We start from the raw sequence: 885 nt of genomic DNA, 5'->3' as shown, positions 1-885 counted from the left end.
ACCGGGAAATCTCGGCCCGCCGCGAATACGAGCTGACCGTGGAGTCCCAGCTGCGCCGCGAGCTGGCCTCCGAGCTGCGCGCCCAGGCCGAGGACGATCTGGCCGCGCTGCGCGCGGAACTGAGCGCGTTGCGGACCAGCCTCGAGATCCTGTTCGACACCGACCTGCAGCAGCGCCCGGCGATCGAGACGCACGAGACCGAGGCGCCCCGCGGCCGGGCGTACAGCGAGTGGGAACGCAACGGCGAGAGCAACCCGGACTGGGTGTCCAGCGATCGCGTCGCGTCGGTCGCCCGGGACAACGCCCCCGGCCGCGCCGACGAAGCCGCGATCATCGACGTGCCCGAGGAACCGCTGTTGCCGCCCCGCCAGCCGCCCCCGCGTGAGCGGTTCCAGTACGACGCCCGCCAAGACACGCGGTACGTCGTTTCGCAAGAGCCGCCGTACATGACGCCCCCGCCCGCGCCGGAGCCGCGATACGAGCAACCCCAGTCGCCCCCGCCACCGCCCCAACCGGAACCCCAGCCCCAGCCGCAGATGCAGGACTGGCGGCCGGCCGGGGCGGAAGGGCAGTGGCTGCCCCAGGGCGCGCCCGGCAGCAACTGGGCCGGCGGCGAGGCGCCCGCCCCGCCGGGTGGCGGGCGGCGCGCCCGTCATTACGGCGCCGAAGAGACCCTGGACGGCTCGCCCTTCGAGCACCCGCAGCCACCGCCGTACGGCGAGGCCGGCCGTCGGGCGCGGTCGCGCCACTCGGCGGAGTATCGCGACTACGGCGTGCGCAACTTTCCCCCGCAAGCGGGCGGTACCCCCACCGCGACGAACGAGCCCGCGCCGCCGCCGCCTCCCGCGAGTGCGCCCGCCGCGCATACGAGCTGACCGTGGAGTC

At 75.1% G+C, this 885-nt stretch carries 1 protein-coding gene; it reads left to right on the top strand.

All coding sequences use genetic code 11. The features are described 5' to 3' along the window. Positions 1 to 875, top strand: an 875-nt coding sequence (locus A5655_RS28425; protein ID WP_067015454.1) for a DUF6779 domain-containing protein, incomplete at its 5' end; no start/stop codon positions are given. Positions 876 to 885 lie beyond the last annotated feature (10 nt).

Source organism: Mycobacterium sp. 1081908.1, from assembly GCF_001673535.1.
Lineage (GTDB): Bacteria > Actinomycetota > Actinomycetes > Mycobacteriales > Mycobacteriaceae > Mycobacterium.
Note: the sequence above shows the minus strand (reverse complement) of the source record. Positions and strands in the feature narration are given on the sequence as shown.